11 protein-coding genes are annotated in these 12730 nt (G+C 55.1%); 4 read left to right on the top strand and 7 right to left on the bottom strand.

Features of this window, described 5'->3' with window-relative positions; genetic code table 11:
- Positions 1 to 103 precede the first annotated feature (103 nt).
- A complete protein-coding gene (locus EDC90_RS09355) occupies positions 104 to 847 on the bottom strand; it encodes a TerC family protein (protein ID WP_432420000.1) in 744 nt (247 codons plus the stop codon).
- Positions 848 to 1215: 368 nt separating this feature from the next.
- On the opposite strand from EDC90_RS09355, the gene EDC90_RS09350 reads away from it, so the two are divergent.
- The gene (locus tag EDC90_RS09350; RefSeq protein WP_132310829.1) at positions 1216 to 2358 is read left to right on the top strand and encodes an HlyD family secretion protein; all 1143 of its coding nucleotides are present in this window, start codon (positions 1216 to 1218) and stop codon (positions 2356 to 2358) included.
- Between the two features lie 92 nt (positions 2359 to 2450).
- On the top strand, positions 2451 to 4037 hold the full coding sequence (locus EDC90_RS09345) for a DHA2 family efflux MFS transporter permease subunit (protein WP_132310827.1): 1587 nt from the start codon (positions 2451 to 2453) through the stop codon (positions 4035 to 4037).
- An 83-nt stretch (positions 4038 to 4120) separates the two neighbouring features.
- Here EDC90_RS09345 and EDC90_RS09340 read toward each other — a convergent pair whose 3' ends face one another.
- Positions 4121 to 4798, bottom strand: a complete 678-nt coding sequence (locus EDC90_RS09340) for a TetR/AcrR family transcriptional regulator (protein WP_281015401.1) — start codon at positions 4796 to 4798, stop codon at positions 4121 to 4123.
- A 234-nt stretch (positions 4799 to 5032) separates the two neighbouring features.
- Here EDC90_RS09340 and EDC90_RS09335 point away from each other — a divergent pair, with 234 nt between their 5' ends.
- The gene (locus EDC90_RS09335; RefSeq protein WP_245511006.1) at positions 5033 to 6289 is read left to right on the top strand and encodes a GGDEF domain-containing protein; all 1257 of its coding nucleotides are present in this window, start codon (positions 5033 to 5035) and stop codon (positions 6287 to 6289) included.
- A 24-nt stretch (positions 6290 to 6313) separates the two neighbouring features.
- Here the strand turns inward: EDC90_RS09335 and EDC90_RS09330 are convergent, their stop codons facing one another.
- The 3 genes from EDC90_RS09330 to EDC90_RS09320 all read right to left on the bottom strand — a co-directional run bounded on the left by EDC90_RS09330 (position 6314) and on the right by EDC90_RS09320 (position 9598).
- The gene (locus EDC90_RS09330; protein ID WP_132310823.1) at positions 6314 to 7315 is read right to left on the bottom strand and encodes an Hsp33 family molecular chaperone; all 1002 of its coding nucleotides are present in this window, start codon (positions 7313 to 7315) and stop codon (positions 6314 to 6316) included.
- Between the two features lie 134 nt (positions 7316 to 7449).
- Positions 7450 to 8370 carry an ornithine carbamoyltransferase gene (gene argF / locus EDC90_RS09325; protein WP_132310821.1) on the bottom strand — a complete coding sequence of 307 codons (921 nt, stop codon included), beginning with the start codon at positions 8368 to 8370 and terminating at the stop codon, positions 7450 to 7452.
- A 22-nt stretch (positions 8371 to 8392) separates the two neighbouring features.
- Positions 8393 to 9598 (bottom strand): aspartate aminotransferase family protein, encoded by a 1206-nt coding sequence (locus tag EDC90_RS09320; protein WP_165972796.1) that lies wholly within the window; start codon positions 9596 to 9598, stop codon positions 8393 to 8395.
- A 375-nt stretch (positions 9599 to 9973) separates the two neighbouring features.
- Between EDC90_RS09320 and EDC90_RS09315 the strand changes: the two genes are divergently transcribed.
- Positions 9974 to 10558, top strand: a complete 585-nt coding sequence (locus tag EDC90_RS09315) for a GcrA family cell cycle regulator (protein ID WP_132310817.1) — start codon at positions 9974 to 9976, stop codon at positions 10556 to 10558.
- 257 nt (positions 10559 to 10815) lie between these two features.
- Here the strand turns inward: EDC90_RS09315 and EDC90_RS09310 are convergent, their stop codons facing one another.
- Both EDC90_RS09310 and EDC90_RS09305 read right to left on the bottom strand, forming a co-directional pair.
- Positions 10816 to 11070 (bottom strand): ArsR/SmtB family transcription factor, encoded by a 255-nt coding sequence (locus tag EDC90_RS09310; RefSeq protein WP_132310815.1) that lies wholly within the window; start codon positions 11068 to 11070, stop codon positions 10816 to 10818.
- 61 nt (positions 11071 to 11131) lie between these two features.
- Positions 11132 to 12697: a DUF882 domain-containing protein gene (locus EDC90_RS09305; protein ID WP_432419999.1), complete on the bottom strand. Its 1566-nt coding sequence runs from the start codon at positions 12695 to 12697 to the stop codon at positions 11132 to 11134.
- Positions 12698 to 12730 lie beyond the last annotated feature (33 nt).

Here is a 12730-nt window from a genome sequence, read left to right as displayed (position 1 = left end):
TGAAATTCCGTAAAACCGCCAGGGCGTCTTGCGCCCTTTTAAAATGCGGCTCTTTCAGGCCAGCCTTAGGCCATATTCAACCGGTAACGTCAAGGCCGAGGCATTAATGACGTGTTTCTGCTGCGTCCGTCTGCATGGCGCGATCCTTCCGCCGTTTGCGCCTTGCCAGCATGTTGAGAAACTCCACCAGACCGGAAAAAGCCATGGCGGCATAGACATACCCCTTGGGGACATGAAAGCCGAGGCCATCGGCAATCAGCGTCATGCCGATCATCAGAAGGAAGGCCAGTGCCAACATCACGATGGTCGGATTGGCTTCAATAAACCGCGCCAGCGGACCCGCGGCCACCAGCATCAGTGTTACGGCAACCACAACCGCGATCACCATAATCGGCAAGTGCTCCGTCATGCCAACGGCGGTGATGATGCTGTCGATGGAAAATACGAGATCCAGAAGCAGGATCTGGGCAATGGCGGCGGCAAAGCCTGTTTTCACGGCCCCACCGATCATCTCACCGGGCTGTTCATCCGGATCAACATTATGGTGAATTTCCTTTGTCGCCTTCCAGACAAGGAACAACCCGCCTGCAATGAGGATGATGTCCTTCCACGAGAAACCATGACCGAAAGCCGAGAAGACCGGTGTCGTCAGTTGCACGATGAAGGCAACGGTCGCCAGAAGCAAAAGTCGCAGGATAAGTGCCAATCCAAGGCCGATCCGCCTTGCACTCTGTCTCTGACTTTCTGGCAGCTTGTTTGTCAGGATGGAGATAAAGACAAGGTTATCGATGCCAAGGACAACCTCCATAACGATGAGGGTTACCAGAGCGGCCCAGGCCTCCGGCATTGTTGCCAGTATTACGAGGTCAGACAAGCTTCATCTCCATTAACATTCAACGCACGAAAGGCCAGAAATTTAATCACTTGAAAAAACAATAAACCACGCGGTATATACCGCTGAGTGCATAGACATACGTTTGGGAAACACTATGGTTCCCTCCCGTGCCCCTTTTGGGGATCTATACCGTCAATTTAACATCCACACCAGATGAACGGCCCTTTGAGGCGCAAGAAATGTATGCCGTGCTTGACCCTTGTATCGGCCAGCAATAAAGCAACGATCTAAGATCGAACCTATCGGTTCGACCCGACGATACCCCCCTCTTGTTCGACGGTTTGCCGCCAGCCCCGGCATGAGAAAGGCATTTTTACGAGATGAGCCATACAGAAGACACTGGAAACGAAAACAACCCGGCAACCGCGCACCAAAATGAAAAATCAGGTGGCGGGGGAGCGCGGAAAATCGTTTTCACCATCATTGCACTGGCCGTAATCGCTGGCGCGGGCTGGTTTGGCTGGCACTGGTGGACAGATGGACGGTTCATGGTTTCAACAGATGACGCCTATATCGAAGGAGATATCGCGATCATCTCGCCGAAGGTCTCAGGCTATGTTGAGAGCATCAGTGTCGAAGACAATCAGAAGGTTAAGAAGGGCGACCTTCTGATCAAGATTGATGACGGTGACTATGAGAACGCTCTGGCTCAGGCCGAAGCCCAGCTCAACGCTCAAAAGGTCGCTTTGAAAGCCACGGAAGCAGAAATTGCCGGCGCGAAAGCGCAGCTGAACCAGGCCAAAGCGAACCGCGATGCACTGGACCCGCAGATTGAAAATGCCAGAACGGCGCTCAAGCGTGCCAATACGCTGAAGGAAAAAGGGGCTGCAACCGAAGCCTCGTTCGATGATGCCAGAGCGATGGTCGATCAGCTGAAGGCCAAGGTTGAAGCCGCAAACGCAGCCATTGATGTTGCCAGTTCGAACATCAACACAGCAGAAGCCAAGCTCGCTCAGCAGCAGGCGGCACTCAAGCAGAGCCAGCTTTCCGTGGAACAGGCCAAACGCGACCTGTCCTTCACTGAAATTCGCGCGCCGATCGACGGTATTTTCGGCAACAAGAATGTTCAGGTTGGCGACCTTGTGTCTTCCGGCAAGCGTCTTGGAGCACTGGTGCCAACGCAAAACCTCTATATCCAGGCAAATTTCAAGGAGACTGACCTTAACAGGCTCGGTATCGGCGAAGATGTTCATGTCACCGTCGATGCCTATGAAGCACATGACTTCAAGGGCAAGGTTGAATCCTTCTCGCCAGCATCGGGCTCAGTCTTCGCGCTTCTGCCGCCGCAAAATGCCACGGGCAATTTCACTAAGGTGGTGCAGCGCATTCCGGTTCGCATCTCGATCCCTCAGGATGAACTCGACAAGGGCCATCTGAAGGCCGGGCTTTCGGTCACGGTGGAAGCTGACAGCCGCACAGCCCCGGATGGCACACTGGGCGAAGTAAACGGCGCCACAGACTAGCCTCCCGATAAAAGGGCCCGCTTGCTGAATGACAAGGCGGGCCTCTGCATTTTCGCCCCTTTTTCTGAACTATGCCGGAACGGCCTCTCGCCATGTCAGACACGTCCACCATAGATGACAATCAAAAGCAGCCAGAGCAGGCCTCTGATCATGTCAGCGGGCGCACCTGGGCGGCTTTCATCGTCATGGCTTTCGGCATGTTCATGGCGATCCTCGACATTCAGATCGTTGCATCTGCATTAACGGACATTCAGGCAGGCATTTCGGCCAGCGCCGATGAAATCGCCTGGGTTCAGACATCGTATCTGATTGCCGAAGTCATCATGATCCCGCTTTCCGGCATTCTGGCGCGTATCCTGTCCACACGGGTGATGTTTTCAATCTCGGCCACGCTGTTCACACTTTGCAGCGCACTTTGTGCCACGGCGACGAATATTGATCAGATGATCGTTTATCGCGCACTGCAGGGCTTCATGAGCGGTGGAATGGTGCCAGCCGTCTTTGCTGTTGCCTTCACCGCTTTTCCACCGTCAAAACGGGCAACGGTTATCCCGGTCGTCGGGCTTGTCGCAACGCTGGCACCAACCATTGGACCAACAGTCGGTGGCTATCTGGTCGATGCATTTTCGTGGCACTGGCTGTTTCTGATCAATGTTGTGCCGGGAATTCTGGTCGCAATCGGCGCCTGGATGCTGATCGATTTCGATAAACCTGACTTTTCGATTTTCAGACACTTTGACTGGGTCGGCCTGTTTTCGATGGCGCTGTTTCTGGGCTCACTTGAGTATTTTCTGGAAGAAGGCAACAAAGACAACTGGTTCCAGAGCGAGACAATCCGCTATGTCTTTGCCGCCATGGTGATCGGCGCCATCATCTTTTTCTACCGTTCCTTCACCACGCGCTATCCGGTGGTCGATCTCAGGGCCTTCCGGGATTTTAATTTCTCCATCGGCTCGATCTTCTCTTTTTCCATCGGCATTGGCCTTTATGGCCTCGTCTACCTGTTTCCACTCTATATGGCGAATATTCGCGGCTACGACGCGCTGATGATCGGTGAAACCATGTTTGTCACCGGCGCGGCGATGATGATCACCGCTCCAATCTCCGGAATTTTGTCAAACAAGCTCGACCCGCGGGTGATGATGGCGATCGGCCTTGGCCTGTTTGCATTCAGCACGTGGCAGATGACGCATATTACGGCTGAATGGGACTACTGGGAACTGTTCTGGCCACAGGCCTTGCGCGGCGTAGCGCTGATGATGTCAATGATCCCTGTTTCCAATATTGCTCTTGGAACGCTCCCGCCGCAGGACGTCAAAAATGCATCCGGCCTGTTCAACCTGACACGCAACCTCGGCGGTGCTGTGGGCCTTGCGATTATCAACACTATGCTGACCAGCCGTGATGATTTTCACTATGACCGCCTTGCAGCCAGCGTGGATGCAGCAAGCCACACCACTCAGGAGTGGCTGGAAATGGTCGGCGGCCTTCTGTCCAGTCAGGGGCTGGACGGGGATAAGGCAGCCATCTATCAACTGTCGCGGATTGTATCAGAGCAGGCCTGGCTGCTGGCCTACATCGATGTGTTTGATATTCTGACCGTGCTCTTTGCCGTACTGACAGTCTGCATCATTCTCGTGCGCAAACCACAGGGCGACGGCGGCGACATGGCACACTGAAGCCGAAACGGCCCTTACCGAAGGTGAGCACGCAGAAATTCAACCGGCGAAACGCAGACGGCCTGAAAACAATCAGAAAACAGCTATTCCGACGGGCCATAGCTTCGCATGAACATCGAAACAGCGTTTTCTGCTGTTTCGGCGATCTCTGCAGGTTGGGGCTCGTTTTCCATCAGGCCGAAAAGCCGCATCTTCCAGATATGACCGGTGCAAAGCTGTAGAAACTGCGAACCCGCAATACGCGGATCGTCGACTTTCAGCCGTCCCTTCTTGCATTCAGCAGCAACGAAGTCCGTGACGGCATCCTGAAGGTTCTCGGTCGAATTGGCAAAGAACGCCTGAACCAGTTTGGGGAAACGGTCTGCAACGCTTATGGCGATACGCATGGCGCGGATGGTATCATCCTGTGTCAGCCCGGTGATGAGGGTCATTGAAAAGCGCCTTAACGTCTCCTCAACCTCACCACCGCTCTCCAGGATTGAGCGCAGATCGGCAAAGATGCGTTTACGCGTCTCCAGAATGATCGTCCGGAAAAGCTCTTCCTTGTTTTCGAAGTAAACGTAAATTGTCCCTTTGGAAACGCCGGCGGCACGCGTGATATCGTTCATGCTGGCGGCATCGAAACCGACACGCATGAAGACCTCGCCGGCGCCTTCCAGTATCTGCGCACGTTTGGCCGGATCTTCCCCCGCAGCATGACGGCCCCGCCGGGCCCGACACCTAGGCGCTTCACCCGCTTCACAAAACCTGGTCTTTGGGATCCCCAACCTCAAGCTGCAATCTCCTTCGACACATCAACCCTATTCACTGTTATTCTAAGCGCGTTAAAGAAGCGTCTCAATTGAAATTCCAAAACCTTTTTGAGGTCCGGCTTAATAAATGCGGAAGCCAAAATCCACCTGAGTTGAACCCGAACAATATTTTATATACTACTTGACGATAATTTACTGCCCCTTGCCTTCCATTTTCTAAAAGACAAGAACACTTTTCAAATCATGAATGACGCAAGTATCCGGCTGCTACTATCGCTGATTGCACCATCAGTCCTGATGATTTTCACAGCCGCTTTCATCGGGGCGTGGCTGAAGGACCGCGAGCGTCATTATCTTTTGCTGATGGCCGCAGGCTGCCTTCTTGCGCCCATAGGCGCCATCATGCAAATCCTGCAATGGCCATCCGGCGATGGGCGCAATGCACTATTTTCCAATTTCTTCTACACATCGGCCATCCTGTGCGCGGTTGAGGGCATTCTGCTACGCGCACGCCGGCCGATTGGATTCAAACGCGATATACTGCTGCTCACCGCCTTTATGGCGCTTATCGCGTATTATTTTTACGTCGACCGCGATGTTTTGATGCGGGTCTACATTCAAAACGCAGGCTATGGCGCGCTTTTTATCACTGCCGCCCTGCGGATGAGGAAACATCTGGAGCAACGAACGATAAACCGGGCACTGTTCTGCTTCGTGCTGCTTTTCGGTCTGCAGTTTATCGTTCGGACAGTCCTGACAATCGGCCTGAATCCACCGCACGGCGTACCGGCTTTCGGACGTTCGGAGTTCTGGCAGTACCTCATGCTTACAAACGGGATTCTTGGTCCGGCACTGGCTCTGACAGTCCTCGCGGCGGCCATCAGCGATATCATCTCCGACATCCAGAACGAACGTGACATCGACCCACTGACCGGCATTCTGAACCGAACAGGTTTTGAACGACGCTCATCAAAACTGTTTCTCAGTGAGGACCGGCGCGCAAGCAAGGCAAACAAAGCACTTTCGGCGACCGCTCCAACCTCTGACATCGCTGTCGACGGAGAAGCAAAAACAACCGGCCGCTTCCCGTGGACCTATTCCAGCCTGATTGTTTGCGATCTCGATCATTTCAAGAAGATCAACGACACGTATGGGCATCTGGCTGGGGACGAAGTGCTGGCAACGATCGGAGAAACCCTTAAGCAGCACACCCGAAAACAAGACATCGTCGGCCGAATAGGCGGGGAGGAGTTTGTTATTATCCTTCCGGGCGTGACAATGGAAGCCGCCAGACTGTTTGCCGAGCGCTTGCGGCTGGCTGTTGCAGCCTGCCGCTTTTCTTTCGCTCAGCAAGACTTTCACGTCACGTGCAGTATCGGCCTCACCACATTCACCGAGAACAGCAACTTTCTGAACACTTTCGCATTTACCGACGAGTTGTTGTACGAGGCAAAGTCCTCAGGCCGCAACAAAATCATAGCACGGACGGCCAGAAGCTGAGTATAGCCGTAGAATGAGCCTGTGTTACTGGCCCTTCACAGCATCCCGCACTTCCTGCGGAGTGTATTCGTAGAGCGTTGAACAGAACTCGCAGGTCACCGAAATCTTTCCATCCTCTGTGCTCTCATCAATCTCTTCGGCCGTAAAGCCTTTGAGCACATCCATGATCCGCTCACGCGAGCAGCTGCAGCGGTCATAAACAGGCTGCGCCGGATAAACACGAACACCGCGCTCGTGAAACAACCGGAACAACAAACGCTCTGCCCCGATTTCCGGATCCGTCATTTCATCAAGATCGATCGTCTCAACCATCGCACGGGCTTCATTCCAGGAATCGTCCATACCGTGTGACGGTTCACCGTCGTCACCATCTCCACCATGCAAATCCGGCTGACGCATGCGGCCCGCTTCTTCCGGCAGGAACTGTGCAACCAGCCCGCCGGCACGCCAGCGCTCACGCGTATTACCATCGTCATCCCGGTCGATCAGCTTTGCAACACCAAGACGCACAGCCGTTGGAATCTGCTCGGACTGACGGAAATACGCCATCGCGATTTCCTCCAGCGAACGCCCGTCCAGCTGAACGATCCCCTGATAGGGTTGCATATATTTGCCCTGATCAATGGTAAACGCCAGCACACCTGCGCCCAGCAGGTCCTGCGGCTCGGCCTTGCCGGCCGCGACTGCGGCCTCAAGCGCCTCCTGATTAAAGCGTGCATAGCCACGCAATGCATCCGGCGTGGAAAAATCCGCGACCAGAAGATCAACAGCACCATCACTCTTGGTCTGAACGGTAAATTTACCCTCGAATTTCAATGAGGTGCCGATCAGCGTCGTCAGCACGATCACTTCGGACAGAAGCCGGGCAACGGCTTCAGGATAGTTGTGGCGTTCCAGTATCGTGTCCAGCAAACCGCCAAGTTGAACAGTCCGCCCACGCACATCGAGTGCATCGACCTGGAAGGGCACAACCATATCATCTCCGGCGAACCCGAGTTCGCCGAGCTGGCTTTCTAGATCCTGCATGTTTCACTCCTTGGCCGATTGACGCGATTTTTCAATGAACCCGCATATTGCCGTCGGTCCAATCGCGCGAAAAACAAAAACCGAGCATGTTCGCGATGCCGAAAAAAAACGGCCCGCGTTAAAATTCCGGCGCGTCAGCCAAACGCGCCTAGGCACCAGGCCATAACCGATTTCTGGGCATGGAGACGGTTTTCAGCCTCGTCGAAAACAACGGACTGCGGGCCGTCAATCACCTCATCGGTCACCTCTTCGCCGCGATGGGCTGGCAGGCAATGCATGAACACTGCGTCTTCCCTGGCGTGGCGCATCAGGTCAGCATTGACCTGATAAGGCTGGAAAACATTATGACCGCGCGCCTTATGCTCCTGGTTCATGGAAACCCATGTATCCGTCACCACACAGTCTACGCCCTTAACCGCCGCCTCAGCGCTCTCAAAGAAATTAATCTCTGCACCTTCATTGCGGGCCCAGTCAATAAAGCGCTTCGCTGGCTCAGAGCCAGCCGGCACGGCGATGTTCATGCGATAACCGAAGCACGCGGCCCCCTCAACAAAGGAGTGCAGCACATTATTGCCGTCGCCGGTCCACGCGATTGTCTTGCCGGCCACCGGACCGTTATGCTCCTCCAGCGTCTGGAGGTCCGCCATGATCTGGCAGGGATGGGTATCGTCGGTCAGCCCGTTGATCACCGGAACAGTGGCATATTCCGCCAGCTCCAGCAGGCGGTTATGATCGGTCGTCCGGATCATGATCGCATCAACGTAACGAGACAGAACCTTGGCTGTATCCCCGATTGTTTCGGCGCGCCCCAGCTGCATATCCTTGCCGGAAAGAACCAGCGTTTCACCGCCAAGCTGACGCATACCGACATCGAAAGAGACACGTGTGCGGGTCGATGGTTTTTCAAAGATCATCGCCAGAACTTTGCCATCGAGGGGCTTATTGCCATTTCCGGCTTTCTGCGCCGCCTTGCGGGTCGCTGCGTCATCCAGGATCTCCCGAAGAGCGGACTTGGACATGGCAGACAGATCGAGAAAATGTCTCGGATGCGACATCGGTCAGTTCTTTCTTATTCGTTCAGGCAGTTTGCTGAGAGGAAATTTGAGCGGTATGCAGCTTTTCAGCCGCCTTCGAGATATGATCGAGGCCGTTGCGGACATCCTCCGCACTGACAATCAATGGCGGCAGAAGCCGGATCACATTGTCACCGGCAGGAACGGCCAGCACATGTTCGTCACGCATGGCCGCGACCAGTTCCGAAGCCGGAACGCTCGCCTTGATGCCAAGCATCAGCCCTTCACCGCGGATTTCGGCAATAACATCCGGATATCGATCCTGCAGTTCTGCCAATCCCTGACGGAAAATAAGTGCCATATCTTTCACATGCGTCAGGAAACCATCTTCAAGCACAACATCCAGAACAGCATTGCCAACCGCCATGGCCAGCGGATTGCCGCCGAATGTGGTACCATGCACACCCGGAACCATGCCGGAAGCAGCCTCTTCCGTTGCCAGACAGGCCCCCAGCGGGAACCCACCGCCGATACCCTTGGCGATTGCCATAATATCAGGATGAACACCGGTCTGTTCATAAGCGAAGAATGTACCAGTCCGCCCGACGCCGGATTGCACTTCATCAAAGATCAGCAGCAGATCATGCTCGTCGCAGACCGCCCGCATCGCCTGTAGATAAGCCTTATCAATGAGGCGGATACCGCCTTCACCCTGAATGGGCTCGATCAACAGCGCGGCGGTTTCTTCATTAACCGCGGCTTTCAATGCCTCGACGTCACCGGCCGATATCTGGCGAAATCCCGGCGCTTTCGGGCCGAAACCTTCCATATATTTCGCCTGCCCACCAGCAGCGATGGTCGCCAGTGTGCGACCATGAAAGGCGCCTTCAAAGGTGATGATGTCGATCTTTTCCGGATTACCCTTGGCATAGTGATAGCGACGCGCGGTCTTGATGGCACATTCCAGCGCCTCGGCTCCGGAATTGTTAAAGAAGACCCGATCTGCAAATGTGTGCGCGACAAGCCGCTCGGCCAGCGTCTCCTGACCGGCCACCTGATACAAATTGGAAAGATGCCAGAGCTTGTCGGCCTGCTCCTTCAGGGCGGCAACAAGATGCGGATGCGCATGACCCAGCGCGTTCACGGCGATGCCAGCAGCAAAATCCAGATATCGTTCGCCATTGTCGGTGACAAGCCACACGCCCTCGCCGCGCTCGAAGTTGAGCGGTATTCTGGCATAGGTGTTGTATAGAGGCGATGCTCCGGACATGACGATTTTGCTCCCGGCCTGGGTCATGAGATCAGCCTGCCGATGAAAACGGCCAGCTCAGAAATTAAAAATGCCGCCTTTGACGGGCGGCCAGCCATATATTGTCATCTCCGCAAACAATGTCAATAAATCCCGCACGGCCTGCGATTTTGTGGCAATTTCGTGTCGGACACCACCAAGTTGGGGAAAACCTTGAAAAAGGAATCAGGTGATTCGCGGCAACCTTGCCACGGTTCCGCCATCAGCCTAACTTAAAGCCCATCAAAGACTGCAAGCGGCGGATCTTTTTACCCGTACTGGCACAAACTGCCTGCCCCGGAATGGTCTTTTCTGGGCATGGGGAGGGATTCCGCCCGCAATTGGCGGAGATAACGTATGAGCTGGACTGAAGAGCGCGTCGAAAAACTCAAGCAACTCTGGTCCGAGGGGCTGAGTGCGAGTCAGATCGCGACACAGCTTGGCGGCGTAAGCCGGAATGCCGTGATCGGCAAAGTACATCGCCTGAGCCTGCCGGGTCGCACCAAGAGCGGCGGTTCCGCAGCGCCTCAGCAGACACGCGCCACAAGCCGCAACACGGCCGCGCCGCGCGCACCGAATTTTGCATCCAAGGCTGCAGGACGCCCGGCTGGTTCCGGCAGCTCTGTGAACGCTAAGGCAACCGCGTCCACAACCAGCAGCGCACCGCGCAGTGTTGGTGCGACGGCGCTGAAGCAGGAACCTGAAGCAGAGGTCGCCACCCAGCCGGAAGTTGCACGCAATACGGACAACAATGTTGTTCCGATCATGCGGAAAATTGCACTGACGGAACTGACCGAAATGACCTGCAAGTGGCCGGTCGGAGATCCGACGCAGGAAGATTTCTACTTCTGCGGCTGCGACGCTTCTGAAAATTCGCCTTACTGCAAGTATCATGCAAAGCTGGCCTATCAGCCGGTCAATGAGCGCCGTCGCGCAAGCTGAGCAGAGACCAGCAGAAGCCAACCATCACAAAAGCCGCCCCCATTTCCCGCGGGGCGGCTTTTTTAATGCCTGAAATTTACAGCATCGGCCCCAAAATCGGAATCGATTTTCGGAAAACAGAATCGGGAAGACGGTTTCAAGATCGAATACCCAGCTCTGATGCCGAAAGCCTACCCTTTCAAACACACGCTCAAAGATAGGCTCAAAATCATCATCGATGACGTATGTTTTGATACATGCGACAAGAGCAACCGATATCAGAACTGACGGAGCCAGACACTGAGCGTCGTGAACCCCTCAGGATCGATTGCGTAAAACCGCTTCGTCCCAACGGGCGTGACACGCACGAGCTTGCTATCCAGCAGCGCCTTGAGGTGCTGCGATACCGCTGGCCGGCTGATCGGCAGTCCTTCCGAAAGCTCCGTCACCGTCTTTGGCTCACGCCGCAACGCCATCAGAAGATGGCGCCGGTTCGGATCGGAAATCGCAATAAAGGGGTCATATGTGGTCATAGACGCACGTTACGTCAAAGAAACATCAACCACAAGTAAAAAATCACAACAAGACCGATCTTCAGAATCGTTCGGCATCAAAATACTCAGAAATGGTCTTTTTATTTGATTTTACTGTATTAGTTTGACCCGAAAGCGATCCAGAAGATCCGCTTACTGCGGATATACTACCGGTGTAACCAGCGCTAGCTGTACCAAGTGCAACTTCCACCGGAAGGACGGGTCTTTCACCCTTCACAGGGGCCTCAGGGACGGCGGCGCGCAGCCGCGCAACGGTCGGCTGGAATACGGCCCGGAAGTCATCTTTTTCATTCACAGCAACAACGGTCGTGTCACCCATTTCTTCGAGCTTGTCTGCAAGGACACTGTGCGCCTTCCGCCTGGGCTCGCGCAAGGGCGACGGAGCGTCACCCTTAGAGGGATCAAACGAGAGTCCTTCAGAGGAACCGGTTTCGGCATATGCGAGCCGCGGGCTTGGCACCGGGACACTTGCAGAGGAAAGCGCCAGCGCCACACTTTCCGGCTCACGACCGGGTTCAAGCGAAGCAACCTCGACGCGCTCTGCCGAACCACCGGAAAGCTGTTCGTCGACCAGCACATCAGAAACCGACAGATCGCTGCTGGAGACAATGGTTGCCGGCCGTTCCTGCGGCAGCGGTATATTGGCAGCCAGTGCGAGGTCTGTTTCCGCCTCATCCTCGATGGGATTGGGATCAACCAGAGCAGTCGCAAGAGCCGTCCCAGGTCCTTCTTCAGAGCCGCCCGGTCGCGAAAGCGGAACCGGAATATCGAGATTGTCGAAGCTCACGGCAGCAGTCAGAATATCAACCGGACGCTGTGCCGGCGCGCTGTTTTGTGAAGGAGACTGGGAGCCGGATGCGCCCGAAGACTGGTTGCCGTCGCCGCCACGCTTAAACAGCATGCCCAGCAATGTGCGGCCTTCATCCTCGTCGCTGTCGTCATTGGTGCTCGCTCTTGCAACACGCACCGGCTCAGACCCGGAAACGCTTCCCTTGGCCTTGTATTCTGCAAGCGCCTCAGCATAACCGGGCAGAGGTTTTCCGTCAGCAGGCAGATGCAGCGTATGCCCTTCCGGAAACAGAGAAGACAGCTGGCTGCGGCTCATGCGCGGCCAAGCGCGCACGCTGGCGACATCCAGATGCACGAAGGGTGAGCCTGAACGCGGGTAATATCCGACCCCGCCGCGCTGCAGCTTCATTGCGGTCGCGCGCAGCTTTGCCAGCGGCACGCCGGGGATGAAAAAGTCCATCGCGCGGCCCTGAATGTGCTGAGATTTCTTCGCAACACCGGATGAGTTCTTCCGCAGCATCGCATTGGTTTCCGGCGCACGGTAGGCGGAGACCACATTGATGTAATCTGAGGCACCAACACGCTGATAAACCTCCCAGACCAGATCGAAGAGTCGCGGATCCATCTTGGTCGGCTCGTTACGCCGCCAGTCGCGAAGGAACCAGTTCAGCTTATCAAGCCCTTTCTGATCATATCGACCATTGCGCTTGAAAGTGATCTCGGCTTTTTCTCCGGTGTGGATGTAATAAATCTTGAGCGTACGTGTTTCAGCCCGCGCTCCCGCCGTTCCGAAAGCGAAAAACGCCGTCGCAACGATCGCAAGAGCGAGAAGTGTCCGTCTGAACAAAAT

It is taken from the genome of Martelella mediterranea (assembly GCF_004342225.1).
GTDB classification, from domain to species: domain Bacteria; phylum Pseudomonadota; class Alphaproteobacteria; order Rhizobiales; family Rhizobiaceae; genus Martelella; species Martelella mediterranea_B.
This window is presented reverse-complemented; position numbering and strand designations above follow the sequence as displayed.